We start from the raw sequence: 12,908 nt of genomic DNA, 5'->3' as shown, positions 1-12,908 counted from the left end.
ATCTCAATACATCACTTTAGAGACAAACAACCAATTTAGAACGGGTTTTGACAGTGCTGCTAAATCCAGTTGTAAATTGGTCATTGGTCGCAATTAAAACTGAGGTATGTAAGCAATGTTTAAGTTTGGCTAAGTTTAACTAAATTTGAAAACCATGATTATACAGACGATTACTTTAAAATCAGTTTACGCTCAAAGCATTGCTGCAAACCTTTTTATGGATGGAGGACCATTATTTATGTCTCTCATATTAATATGCTTAATAGTGTCTTTGATTTTTATTATTGTAGGCTTTATCAATACAAAAAAATCTGTTGCAACATCTAGAAAAATGACAAAACTCACAATAGATTCTAGCATCTTAGGCTTGGTACTGGGTTTCTTAGGATCTGTGATAGGTTTGATTTCTGCTTTTGATTCTATTGAGGCCTTTGGCAATCCAAGTCCAGAGATGTTTGCTGGCGGATTAAAAGTATCACTATTAACCGCAACTTTTGGACTTTTTCAATTTGTAATTGCAAGAATAGGGATTCTTGTATTGAGACTTATGTTACCTCCAGAAGATATTTCAGAATAAAAAAATATAAAAACATCAAGAAGATAATAAACAAGCGAACTGTAATAGGTTCGCTTTTTTTATAGATTAAATTTATACATTTAAAAAATTTTAAATAAGCTGTGACTTATTTTAAAAGCGTGTGTCTTAATACTGTATTATAAAAAAACATCCTCTAGTTTTTGCAACCCTCTATTGACATATATAAACTAACAGACGAAGAGCTGGTAAGTTCTATCGTTAAAAAAAAACGATACAATGCTTTTTGAAGTATTGTATGATCGTTTTTCGGGCTTGGTATATAATAAATGTTACGGTTTTGCAAAAGATGAAGATGAGGCAAAAGATTTAACACAAGATGTATTTTTAAAGCTCTTTGTTAAATTGGCTAGTTTTAAGGGTAAATCTAAATTTTCTTCATGGCTGTACGCATTTACCTATAACCATTGTGTAAATTATGTTACAAGAAATACTGCTAAAAAGTTTGAAAAACAAACTGTAGATTATGCCGAAATTGAAAATGTACCAGAAGATGTCGATGATTCTGGATTTGAAGAGATGCGGGTTGATAGGCTCAAACAAGCATTAGAACTGGTATCACCAGATGAAAAAATGATACTACTGCTAAAATACAAAGATGGTCTCACCATTGCAGAGATTGTAAGTATTTTAGATATTGGAGACAGCGCAGTTAAGATGAGAATAAAGCGTGCTAAAGAGAAATTGATAACCGTATATAATAACCTAAGCTAATGAAGAATCCTTTTAAAGATTTAGATCAGCCATTGAAAACAGTTCCACCAGAACTGAAATCTAAAGTTATGAACGATATCGCTATTGCCAAGCTGCTTATGGAATTAGCCGAGTTATTTTCTTACAATTTAGGTGACGTCATAGAAACGGTTATGAGTAAACGAGGAAAAAGCAAAAATTAAACTAATTAAACCAAATACTTTATTATGAATAAACTAACAAACTATACAGATGGAGCAATAGATTCAATGTCTGGTATGTGGCCAGAAATTGCAAAAATCGCAACCAATGTAATCATTGCATTAATTGTCATTATTTTAGGTTGGTTATTTGCTAAAATTGTTACTAAAATTTTAAAGAAGGCACTCAAATTAGCCAAGTTTGATAAACTGGATGATAAAATAAATGAAATTGAAATTGTTGAAGGAAAACAACTTAATTTCAATACTATAAAAATGGTTTCAACTTTTATAAAATGGCTAATCTACATCATGGTAGTTATTATAATTGCCGATATCTTGAATCTAGAAATCATTTCCAATCAAATAAGCGAATTCTTAGCTTACTTGCCTAAACTCTTTTTTTCACTTGTCATCTTTATTTTTGGGTTATTATTTGCCAATTTCATCAAAAAAGGACTTCAGTCGTTCTTGGAATCTATGGATTTATCTGGCGCAAAAATTATAAGTCAAATCGTTTTCTTCTTAATTCTACTCTTCGTTTCTATAACTGCCCTAAATCAAGCTGGTATTAATACAGATATCATTACCAGCAATTTCACAATGATTCTTGGAGCATTTTTATTGGCATTTGCATTGGCATTTGGTTTGGGGGCAAAAGAAGTTGTTGGAGACTTATTAAAGACATTTTATACAAGAAAAACATTTGAAGTAGGTAAACGAATAGAATTTCAAGATGCGATTTACGAGATAGAAGCTATCAATAATATCTCTGTCGTTCTAAAAAACACAAGTGGAAAAAAAGTTATAATACCTGTAAAGGATATTGTTGAGAGCCACATTAAAGTGGTTGATTAATATTATTAAAATTATATTTAAAAATCCCTATACAGAATCATGTAAAGGGATTTTTTTTTAGAAAAGGATTACAAAAGCTCATTGAGCACTTTAGCCAATCTAATTCCTGCCTTTTGCATCTGTGATCTTGCGATATCCAAATATTCGTAAGAATAACGACTACGTAAATTCTCTCCTTTTTCTGCGGAAGCGTAAACGCGGTTCGTTAAAATATGTGTCTCTGCAATCCAATCTAGAACAGTTCCCTTTTTGATGTCTTCAATTTCATCTTTAGAAAGATGCGACGCATTATCTGCTAATTCTGAGAAACTCATTCCGTAAGATTCAATCATTTGGGTATCCCAAACCTTATGCATATTTGAGTCTCTGTAGTTCCATTGTACATCAAAATCATTACCACCACGATCTTCTAACAAGCCTAAATGCATTGGTTGGTGAAGATCTCCAATTAAGTGAATGAGCATTTTCAAATAAAAGGTCTTGTCTTGGTCGCTAGAGCTTTTGTCTGTAATTATTTGCTTGCAGTAATTGATTCCTGTGAATAAATCACCTTCCATATTTTTTTCAGAAGACTCATAATTTGCATCCAGTGGCATATTAAGATAATGCCACGTTTTAAACTTATCGTAACGAGGATCTGCTTTGATCTCATCAACATAAGTCGCTGCAACAGCAAGCGATTCATGATTCAACAATTTTTTAAGCTTATTTCTTGTACTGCCTTTTAAATAATCATCAGCAATGGCACCCACCACACGATGACCGGTTTTTCCCCAAACGGGAGGATTTTCAGCAAAAACAGTAAAAATGGAAATTAATAAAAACAAGAAGGTTAACGTATTTTTCATACTAAGAGATTTGAGGGATTTGGGATTTTAATAAGGGTTTTAAATTAAAAGCGCAAATGTATAATATCCTCACATACAAAGCTAAATAATGTCAAAAACTATTCTAAATTTCTATTATATATAAGGGAAAGTAGGATTTATCTTAAAGAAATAAACAAAAAACAAGAGATACTATTTCTTATTTCGTTTATTATAATTTTTATCACCTCGGGTTTTAGGCTTCTTGTATTTTGCTGCAATTTTAAATTTGTAGGATCCGCCAAGGTTTTCTTTTTGGTTTTTGTCTTTCTTTTCATGAAATGCAGGACCTGGTGCATCTTCATCTTTTCGCTTAATTGGGTTGTTGCGTTCTCTAATTTGAGGTCGTTCTTCCTCAATAAGTTCTTTAGAAATTTCAACGTTTTCAGGAAAGTCGAGTAGTGTTATTTTTTTATCCATATAAGATTCAATCTCGATAATTGATTCTTGTTCTTTTTCCGTAGAAAAAGAAATCGCAATCCCTTCTTGTTCTGCACGACCTGTTCTACCAATTCTATGCATGTAGTTTTCTGGGTATTTTGGTGTATCAAAATTGATCACATGGCTAATGTTCTCAATATCCAAACCACGAGCCATGACATCTGTTGCAATTAACATTCTGTTCTCTCCAGCTCTAAATTGCTCAATACTTCTCAAACGGTAATTTTGGGTTTTATTAGAATGGATCACGCAGGATTGTTCTGGAAAACGTTCTTCCAATTGATCAAATAACAAATCTGCCATACGCTTGAAAGCAACAAAAATGAGGACTTTGTTGTAGGTCTCAGTATCTTGAAGTAGATGCTCCAATACATTTACCTTAGTATAAAAATTGGCAGCATCGTAGCGTTTTTGCTCAATATTATGTAAAGGTGTACCAGAAACAGCAACAGTTACTTTTTGGGGTTTTATAAAAAAGCCTGTAATTAACTCATCGACATCTTCAGTCATTGTTGCAGAGAACATGATATTTTGACGACGTTGCGGTAAAATGTCAAATATATTCAATAGTTGATGTCTAAAGCCTAAGTCTAGCATTACGTCTACTTCATCAATGACCAGTTTTTGTATCGATTTTAATTGTAAAACATGGCTTACAGCTAAATCAAACAAACGACCAGGTGTAGCCACAATAATATCTTGGCCTTGAGCAACAGCCTGTTTTTGAGTATTGATATTGGTGCCACCGTAAACTCCTAAAACCCTCACATTGATATAAGCAGCCAATTTTTTGATTTCATCAACTACCTGAACGACCAATTCTCTTGTAGGAACTAAAATTAAAATTCTTGGATTGTCCTGTTCAGAATATTTTAAATGTCGCAATATGGGCAGCATGTAGGCAAACGTCTTTCCTGTACCAGTTTGAGCAATACCAACAACATCTTTTCCAGAGGCAACCACATTAAATGCCTGTGCTTGAATAGGGGTTGGGTATTCAAAACCTAAATCGTTTATAGCGTTGTATAAAGGTGTATTTAAGTTTAAATCGGTAAAAGTGGTTTGTTGCTCCATGGTGCAAAGGTACTATTATTAAGAGGTATAACTAATCCTGATTTTCAGTTTCTTTTAAAAGTGCTTCAGCTAGTGGAATCCAGTTTTCAGAAAAATCATTCCAATTTAAATGAATCTCATATAGTTTCAAATCTTTTTTTTCAGACAGATCATAAATAGGGCCAATGAGAGCAAAATAATCCTCTATTGTTTCATTATAGGTATACGAGATTTTGGCACCTAGATAGGTATTCCCATTTTGCTCATATTCGTCAAGGATGTTAATATTATAGCCATAATCATCATTTTCATCTAGAAAATTTGATAATGATAGTTTAGCAAATGATTTAGAAATTTGATATGACTTTGGTACTTTTCTAAACTCACCAATATTGTGGTAAGCCTTCATTATATCATACCTAGAATATAAACTATCCATTAATTTGTTAACTAGTTTTTGTTCAATTGGGAGTTTATGGTTAATTCTCAAAGCTGTAGCCCTAGTCTTATACCATGGGTTGTTATCATTGTTTAAAATTTTATTTGAGAATCCGTCGATGTGATCACTGTTTATTTCAGGATGTTCCATTAACCTTAAATATTGATGTATTCTACCATTATAGGAGTAATCCATGTTTGTAGAATCATTTGCAACAATCAAATAATTATTTAAATCTTCTTGGGAAAACTTTAAAAGTCTATCAAAATTTTCTTTCACGATATTTAGGCTATCTTGTTTCATATCTAATATATCGTTCGTAATACTTAAAATGGATTGCCTGTAGTCTTCTTTATCCATTAAGGATATTAGCTTATCATAGTTAGAGATTGCCAAAGCAGAAGAATCCCTAAATGATCTAAAAACAAACCATTGTTTAGAGTTCAGATCTGTTGGCGGATGATTTAATAGCAAATCGGTATATACATCTATATTTTTTTCATTTCCCAAATTTTGAATGGTTGCTAATATTTCTGTTTTTAATTTATCATTCAATGAGGACCTGAAGTATAATTTTCTTAAATGTTCTAATGTTTCATCATCGCTAATAGTATTAAAAATCTCAATGATATTGAATTTTACAAATTCATTTATGCTATCATTTCCAAAATTAGTTTCTAAATGTTCGTATAACTTCGGAAGATCTCCTTTCTCAAATTCGTAATAACCAAAAGCACCTTGGGCTCTTAATTTGGTCAAAGAATCTTGAGCTTTTAAGTCTTTAAATATTAAATCAACTTTTGAAGCATAAATGTCGATTGTTGATTTTTTTGAAGTTGTGCTATAGCTATTAAAAATGCTATCTGTCATTTTGTGGCTGTATGTATCATTGGTTATATAAGCTGTGTATATTAGAAATTTATCATTTTCCAGCCAAATACGATGTTTAGACAATACATTGTTGGTTTTATTTTTTATCATAGCTTCAACACCATCTATGTTATTGATTTTTATAGGTTTTTTATAGACTATAGTATCGTTCCAGTTTTTGAGAAAATCTAAGTTGTCATCATAGAAACTTTCCAAGTTACTTACTTTAAAGTAGTCTCGTAAATCACCATAACTAAATTGATAGACATCACCAGAGTTGGAATTTGTTGTATAATAAGAATATGTGTTTTTGAGGTATGAATTTTCAAAATTTAATGAATCGACCGTGGTTTTATTGCGATTGAATTCCTTAATCTCAATTTCCGTATTTTCAATTTTTTTAGTTTGGAGAGGTATATTGGAAAATTCTATAAATTTGAAATTATTAAAATATGCATTATCCCTATCTACCATATCGCCTTCATTCAATTTTTGTTGCAACAGGAGATAGGTTCTATTACCTTTAAAATAAACCCTACAAATGGAATGGTACTTATTTTGAAATAACACCTCGTATTCTCGACCTTCGTATCCATCTAGATGAATTATTTTGGGTTCTGAGATAATCTTGCCATTAGAACTTAGATTTTCTTTAGTGGCTTCAAAACCATCTTCTGGTCTTTCCATGAAATAACCACTTGGCAAATCATTGTACCTAAAAAGATAATTATTTTCTTTCCCTGAATCAACATAATTATATAATTTAAGTAGATAATTTTCACCATCAGGATCTATTGGGTTGGGCGTTTCTCGAGAAATATCAATTGGTGTTCCTGGCAGATCAATAGAAAATGCACCTTCTTTAAATACTCTAGTTTCCCAGATGTTTTTAACTATTTTCTCTATCTCTTTTTTTGGAGTGCTAAATGATAAAGATTCAAAAAAACGATGTGATATTTTTGGAGAGATAATACCACTTTCGTTTTGTATAGAAAGAAAATAGAGAATTTGATCCTTAAATGCGAGTTTTGATTTTATAATCTTGCCATTTTCCGAAGAAATAGTATTATAAATATACTGTACATCACCATCTACTTCCTCACGATCTTCAATTACCTCGCCAAGATTTGATGTTGCAATATTGTTAATATACCCGTCTGCAATATTTCTAAAAGTATCATGGACATCAAGGTGTCTTAGGTCTAATCCAAACATCATGTATGTAGTATTATCAATAAATGATTGGTAAGTGTGAATTGTGAAACCTTCAAATTCCTCTTCATAATTAGGTTGCTGAGGAATTTCTACATCATACCCTAAATCTCTGTCTTCAAAATTGTACCAATCAATTTTAGAGAGATCGATTTTATAAGTATCTGCTATGCCAGTAAAATTAGCCTCTACAGGAGTAACTTTGTAACCTCGAAGTTTTAAAAGGTTTATGATGCCATTTTTACCTGGTAAATGAGCTGCACCAACTGCTGAAAATAGTGTGGAATTCTTCATAGTATCATCCATACTATTTACCATAACGTTGTTTCTGGCAATCATTTCTTCATCTTCATTTTCCCCATATCGATTTATGATTTTTTCAATTTCATTAAGATCACCCGTAAAATAGACCTCTTTCAATTCTTCTAGTATTTTATCTGTAGCGTCTTTTGTGTAGTTGAGTTGCTCTAGTATATAAAATCTTTTAGACTCCACACTGGGTAAGTTTTCATAATAATTAACCTGTGACTCCAGTGTTTCTAGGCCTATAATTTTTTTATTCATTGTTTTAGCCTGTCCAAATAAATATAGATCAACAAAAACCGATTTATCTGTTGTCTTTTCAGGTTCTTTATATAATAAGCCCAAAATAGTGTTGATGTCACTAATATTTGATTCTTCAATTGAATAGCCATTCACTTCAACAAAACGATCTGCTAATTTTTTATAATTTTCATCATTTAAAACAGATTTCAGTTCATCAATGGGATCTCTATAAAAATCTTTCTGTAGAACCATAGAGAACGCTGAGTCTGCATGAATTTCTAGCGCAAATTTCTCACAGCTCTTTATAGCAGGCATCACAGCATCGCTAAAATTGAAAGCGCGAATATCTTGAATGTGCATTGTGCCAAACAAATAGGAAGGCCCTTTTAAATCATTTCCTTCAATTTTCCATAGTAATTTATAGGTATCATTATTTTGTCCAAAAAAATTATGGGAAACACATATCAATAAAAATAATGCGATTAATTTGAAGTGATATTTTGAAATTGAAAATTGGGTCATAAATAGATTTTTTAAAGTTTAATACTATTGGTATGTTCTATTTTCTTAATAACTTTGAGATATACATCCAGAAAGCTTACAATTGAGAAAAAAAATTATAACAACCATACAAAACAGTGACCAATATAAAAAAAAATTATTGACATGGAGTCAGCAATTTGATGAAGTCGTTTGGTTGGATAGTAACGATTACACACAAAAACATGGAAGCTACGATGCAGTTTTGGCAGTTGAGGCTTTTACTGTTTTCCAAACCGATTATTTTGATGCCTTCAATCAATTAAAGGAATACCAGACGTCAACGAATGATTGGATTTTTGGCTATCTATCGTACGACCTAAAAAATGATGTCGAGGAACTATCATCAAAAAACCATGATAATTTAGGATTTGCAGACTTGTTTTTCTTTCAGCCAAAAAAGCTTTTTTTTCTCCACGGAAATGTGCTAGAAACACATTATTTAAATATGGTTGAAGATGAATTGGAAAATGATCTAAAAACTATAAATTCAATTGTCACTCAAAGCGTAGTCGGGAGGTCAGTTGGAGTTCCAATTTCCGAAGAAAATAATATTAAAATAAAACTTCGCATTCATAAAGACGATTATTTTAGTAAGGTCAAAACCTTATTGGAGCATATTCACAGAGGTGATATTTATGAAGCTAATTTTTGCCAAGAGTTTTATGCAGAAGATACGGTAATCAATCCGTTTGAGACGTATCAAAAACTAAATGCGATTTCAAGACCACCATTTGCGACTTTTTTTAAATCGTATGGTCATTATTTAATGTCTGCGTCTCCAGAGCGATACATCAAAAAAGAGGGCTTGAAAATCACGTCGCAACCCATAAAAGGAACCGCAAAACGCTCTAAAAATCAACAAGAGGACGAGGCTTTGAAAAAGATGCTTTCCGAAGATATGAAAGAGCGAAGCGAAAACATAATGATTGTAGATTTGGTACGAAACGATCTTTCAAAAACAGCAGTAAAAGGAAGCGTTAATGTAGAGGAGCTTTGTAAGGTTTATACGTTCGACCAGGTTCATCAAATGATTTCAACAGTGACGTCTCAAGTCAATGAGAACACGCATCCTGTTGATATTATAAAAACAACGTTCCCAATGGGAAGCATGACGGGAGCACCAAAAATTTCGGCAATGCAAATCATTGAAGAATTGGAGGAAACCAAACGTGGACTTTACTCTGGAGCAGTTGGGTATTTTTCACCAGATAATGATTTTGATTTTAATGTCGTCATTCGTAGTATTTTATATAATGAGACTAAAAAATATGTATCCTATTCGGTTGGTGGAGCAATAACTGCTAAGAGTGATCCATTAAAGGAATATGAGGAATGTTTGGTGAAGGCTAAGGCGATGCGAGAGGTTTTAGAAGGTTGATTTTTCTCACAATGGTGCAGAGACGCAAAATTTGACTCAATTGTAAACGCCCTTTTATTTTATGAAAAGATTATATAAAAGACGAATCACACACAGCTTTGCGACATTGCGAGAATAACAAGTAATAACATCAACTTTGCAAGAGAATTAAAATAATCTAACTTTACAAAGTGCATACAAAGTTCAAAAACCATATCACAAAAAACCTGACTTTCTTAAAAGAAAGCAAACTCTTAATCGCTATTTCTGGCGGATTGGATAGTTTGGTGTTAACACATTTATGTCACGAATTAAAACTCAATTTCGCTCTAGCACATTGCAATTTTAATTTACGCGGAACAGAAAGTGACGAGGATGAAAATTTTGTAATTGAATTAGCAAATAGACTAGATTTAGAAGTGTTCATCGAAAGTTTTTCTACGGAAGACTATGCTAAACAAAACAAGCTCTCAACCCAAATGGCAGCTCGGGAATTGCGTTACAATTGGTTTTTTGATCTCGCAGAAAATCTAAACTACGACTACATTTTAACAGCACACCATGCAGACGATAATCTAGAAACATTTTTAATCAATCTCACGAGAGGCACAGGACTAAACGGATTGACAGGAATCCCTGAAATTAACGACCATATAATTAGACCTTTATTACCTTTTTCTCGTGAAGAACTAGAGGATTATTCCAAAGAAAATAACCTAAAATGGCGAGAAGATAGTAGTAATGCAGAAGATAAATACCTTCGGAATAAACTGAGACATCGTGTTATTCCTGTTTTAAAGGAAGTCAATCCAGAGTTACTTCAAAATTTTAAAAAAACGTTGGAAAATTTAAATGACACCGCAGATATTGTGGATGAAAGTTTAAACGCAGTCGCAAAGCGAGCAATAGAAAACATAGACGACAATCAAATACAATTTAAAATTTCCGAATTTAAAAAAGTCAATAATTCTAAGGCATATCTCTATGAAATGTTCAAGGATTATGGGTTTACAGAGTGGAAGGATGTCGTCAATTTATTAGACGCCCAGTCTGGAAAATACGTTTTATCCCAAACCCACAGATTATTAAAAGACAGAGAGCATTTAATCTTAACTAAATTAAATTATCTCGACGAAAATCATTTAGAGCGAAGCGAAGAGTTGATAACAATAAATGAATCGGACAAAAAAGTAATTACACTTATAGGAATCTTATTTTTCGATGAGGCAGATGCCATCTTCGGAAAAAGAACCAATGTCATTTTTGTAGATAAACACAAAATAAAATATCCTTTAAAACTTAGGAAGTGGCAAAAAGGTGATGTGTTTTATCCTTTTGGGATGAAAGGTAAAAAGAAGCTGAGTAAATATTTTAAGGATGATAAATTGTCAATGATAGATAAGGAACATGTGTGGTTGCTCATTTCCGAAGATAAAATTGTTTGGGTCATCAATCGTAGAGCAGACGAGCGTTTTAAAGTGACCGATAAAACAAAAGATATTTTAAAGATTGAACTAAATTAAATTCTCATTTCGCAGTTGATACGGAATTCATAATAAAGACATAAAATTGATATTAAAAGGCCAAATAGTAGATATAAAAAACAACCGCATTTTCAAAGGCGAAATCACCATTTCCGAAGGGAAAATTAAAAGTATAGAGGAAAAAGATCACGATGTTGATCATTACATCTTGCCTGGATTTATCGATGCGCACATTCATATTGAAAGTTCTATGTTGGTGCCAACAGAATTTGCGAGAATTGCAGTAAATCACGGTACGGTTGCGACCATTTCAGATCCTCATGAAATCGCGAATGTTCTTGGAATTGAAGGTGTCAATTTTATGATAGAAAACGGAAAACAAACACCTTTTAAGTTCAATTTTGGCGCACCCTCCTGTGTGCCTGCAACTAATTTTGAATCTGCAGGAGCAGTTATAGATTCCGACGGAATTAAACAGCTCATGGCAAATCCAGACATTAAATATCTCGCAGAAATGATGAACTATCCAGGCGTTTTATTTGATGATAAAGAGGTGCTCAAAAAACTGGAATGGGCAAAACACTATAATAAACCCATTGATGGTCATGCGCCAGGTGTTGTTGGTAGCGATATTACAAAATACATCAATGCTGGGATTTCTACAGATCACGAATGTTTTACGTACGAAGAGGGTTTAGAAAAACTCCAAAAAGGCATGAAAATTCTCATTAGAGAGGGTAGTGCTGCCAAAAATTTTGAAGCGCTTATAGATTTAATGCCTGAGCATTATGAAAATATGATGTTTTGTAGTGATGACAAGCATCCGGATGATTTAATCGTCGATCACATCAATAAATTGTGCACCAGAGCAGTGGCAAAAGGGATTGACATCTTTAAAGTGTTGCAAGCTGCTTGTGTAAATCCTGTTGAGCATTACAATCTCGATGTTGGATTATTGCAAAAAGGTGATGATGCCGATTGTATTATCGTTGAAGATTTAAAAGATTTTAAAGTACTTCAAACTTACATTAATGGTGAGTTGGTGAGTGACTGCGGAAATTCTAAACTTCAATCCGTTGCTTTTGAAAATTTAAATAATTTCAATACCACAAAAAAAGACGTTTCAGAATTTAGAATCACTTCGGAAAGTTCTGCGGAAACAAAAAAAATCAGAGTGATTGAAGCGCTTGAAGGTCAATTAGTAACCAATGAACTCATCAAAGAAGCAACGATAGAAAACGGAAATTTAGTATCTAACACTAAAAACGATATTCTAAAAATGACTGTTGTTAATCGCTATAATAATGATCAACCTGCAATGGCATTTATTAAAAATTTTGGCTTAAAAGAAGGTGCCATAGCGTCTTCCGTAGGTCATGATTCCCATAATATTATTGCGGTAGGCGTTAGTGACGAGATGATTTGCAAAGCAGTAAATCTCATCATTGAAAACAAAGGAGGGATTTGTGCGGTCAATACTTCCGAAGAAAAAATAGTTCCGTTACCCGTTGCAGGTATAATGAGCGATCAAGATGGAGAAACCATTGGTAAACACTATGCAGCACTTGACAAAATGGCCAAAGAATTGGGCAGTACATTAACTGCACCATACATGACGTTGTCTTTTATGGCGTTGTTGGTAATTCCTTCATTAAAACTAAGCGACAAAGGGTTGTTTAACGGAAAAGATTTTAAATTTACATCTTTGATAGTACCGCAAGAGTAAAACTGAAAACTGACCACTGCTAACC

10 protein-coding genes are annotated in these 12,908 nt (G+C 32.7%); 7 read left to right on the top strand and 3 right to left on the bottom strand.

The genetic code is table 11. The features are described 5' to 3' along the window. Positions 1–154: 154 nt before the first annotated feature. The 4 genes from GQ40_RS06405 to GQ40_RS06390 all read left to right on the top strand — a co-directional run bounded on the left by GQ40_RS06405 (position 155) and on the right by GQ40_RS06390 (position 2,346). Positions 155–577, top strand: coding sequence for a MotA/TolQ/ExbB proton channel family protein (locus GQ40_RS06405; RefSeq protein ID WP_047546789.1), 423 nt, complete (start codon positions 155–157; stop codon positions 575–577). A 237-nt stretch (positions 578–814) separates the two neighbouring features. After that, positions 815–1,309 carry an RNA polymerase sigma factor gene (locus GQ40_RS06400; protein ID WP_156115530.1) on the top strand — a complete coding sequence of 165 codons (495 nt, stop codon included), beginning with the start codon at positions 815–817 and terminating at the stop codon, positions 1,307–1,309. Then, the gene (locus tag GQ40_RS06395) at positions 1,309–1,491 is read left to right on the top strand and encodes a hypothetical protein (protein WP_047546787.1); all 183 of its coding nucleotides are present in this window, start codon (positions 1,309–1,311) and stop codon (positions 1,489–1,491) included. Before GQ40_RS06400 ends, GQ40_RS06395 begins: the two co-directional genes overlap by 1 nt. Positions 1,492–1,515: 24 nt before the next feature. Then, a complete protein-coding gene (locus GQ40_RS06390) occupies positions 1,516–2,346 on the top strand; it encodes a mechanosensitive ion channel family protein (RefSeq protein WP_047546785.1) in 831 nt (276 codons plus the stop codon). Positions 2,347–2,414: 68 nt separating this feature from the next. Here the strand turns inward: GQ40_RS06390 and GQ40_RS06385 are convergent, their stop codons facing one another. From GQ40_RS06385 to GQ40_RS06375, 3 genes are all read right to left on the bottom strand, one after another. Next, the gene (locus tag GQ40_RS06385; protein WP_047546783.1) at positions 2,415–3,194 is read right to left on the bottom strand and encodes a S1/P1 nuclease; all 780 of its coding nucleotides are present in this window, start codon (positions 3,192–3,194) and stop codon (positions 2,415–2,417) included. A gap of 171 nt (positions 3,195–3,365) precedes the next feature. Then, the gene (locus tag GQ40_RS06380; protein WP_047546781.1) at positions 3,366–4,727 is read right to left on the bottom strand and encodes a DEAD/DEAH box helicase; all 1,362 of its coding nucleotides are present in this window, start codon (positions 4,725–4,727) and stop codon (positions 3,366–3,368) included. 31 nt (positions 4,728–4,758) lie between these two features. Then, a complete protein-coding gene (locus GQ40_RS06375) occupies positions 4,759–8,295 on the bottom strand; it encodes a TraB/GumN family protein (protein WP_047546779.1) in 3,537 nt (1,178 codons plus the stop codon). A gap of 82 nt (positions 8,296–8,377) precedes the next feature. Here GQ40_RS06375 and pabB point away from each other — a divergent pair, with 82 nt between their 5' ends. The 3 genes from pabB to ade all read left to right on the top strand — a co-directional run bounded on the left by pabB (position 8,378) and on the right by ade (position 12,883). Continuing rightward, positions 8,378–9,694 (top strand): aminodeoxychorismate synthase component I, encoded by a 1,317-nt coding sequence (pabB, locus tag GQ40_RS06370; protein WP_047546777.1) that lies wholly within the window; start codon positions 8,378–8,380, stop codon positions 9,692–9,694. A 170-nt stretch (positions 9,695–9,864) separates the two neighbouring features. Continuing rightward, entirely contained in the window at positions 9,865–11,196 is a 1,332-nt protein-coding gene (gene tilS / locus GQ40_RS06365; protein WP_047546776.1) for a tRNA lysidine(34) synthetase TilS, read from the top strand. A 46-nt stretch (positions 11,197–11,242) separates the two neighbouring features. Continuing rightward, positions 11,243–12,883, top strand: a complete 1,641-nt coding sequence (gene ade / locus GQ40_RS06360; protein ID WP_047546774.1) for an adenine deaminase — start codon at positions 11,243–11,245, stop codon at positions 12,881–12,883. Positions 12,884–12,908: the final 25 nt, after the last annotated feature.

The sequence above is a fragment of the Psychroserpens sp. Hel_I_66 genome (genome assembly GCF_000799465.1).
GTDB lineage: Bacteria > Bacteroidota > Bacteroidia > Flavobacteriales > Flavobacteriaceae > Psychroserpens.
Note: the sequence above shows the minus strand (reverse complement) of the source record. Positions and strands in the feature narration are given on the sequence as shown.